The organism is Streptomyces sp. URMC 129 (assembly GCF_051386415.1).
Lineage (GTDB): Bacteria > Actinomycetota > Actinomycetes > Streptomycetales > Streptomycetaceae > Streptomyces.
Window position 1 is genome coordinate 1 of sequence record NZ_JBPQTQ010000292.1, and the last position, 724, is coordinate 724.

Consider the following 724-nt stretch of genomic DNA (forward strand, 5'->3'; position numbering starts at 1 on the left):
GGCCGGTGGCGGCGCCGTGCGGGAGTTCGCCGCGCGCCAGTGCGTCGAGTGCGGTGAGGAGTTCGGTGGGGGTGGTGCCGGTGACGGCGGCCCGGTGGGGGAGCCGGGCGCGGGTGTGGGCGAGGGCGGCGGCGATGTCGGCGGGTGCCGCGTCGGGGTGGTGAGCGGTGAGGTGGGTGTGGAGGCGGCGGGCCTGGTCGCGCAGGGCCGCCTCGGACGCGGCGGACAGCGGCCAGGCCACCGGACCGGCCGGGGCGTCGCCGCCCCCGTCCGTCGCCTCCCCGTCCGTCGCCTCCGTCGCCTCCTCGATCACCACATGGGCGTTGGTGCCGCTGATGCCGAACGCGGAGACCGCGGCGCGGCGTTGGTGCCCGGGCGTGCGCGGCCAGGGGCGTGGCCCGGTGAGGAGGCTGATGGTGCCGGGCCAGTCGGCGTTGGGCGTCGGCCGGTCGATGTGGAGGGTGGCGGGCAGGGTCTCGTGCCGGAGCGCCAGCACCATCTTGATCAGCCCGCCGATGCCCGCCGCCGCCTGCGTGTGCCCCAGGTTCGACTTCAGCGAGCCGAGATGGAGCGGGGGTTGGCCGGGCCTGCGGTGGCGGCCGTAGGCGGTGTGGAGGGCGTCGATCTCGATCGGGTCGCCGAGGGTGGTGCCGGTGCCGTGGCCCTCGACCGCGTCGACATCGTGCGGTTCGAGGCGGGCGTCGGCCAGCGCCTGGGCGATGAC

At 76.9% G+C, this 724-nt stretch carries 1 protein-coding gene; it reads right to left on the bottom strand.

The features are described from left to right. The coding region (locus tag ACSNOC_RS27835; RefSeq protein WP_436750345.1) for a ketoacyl-synthetase C-terminal extension domain-containing protein at nucleotides 1-724 on the bottom strand (724 nt) is incomplete at both ends.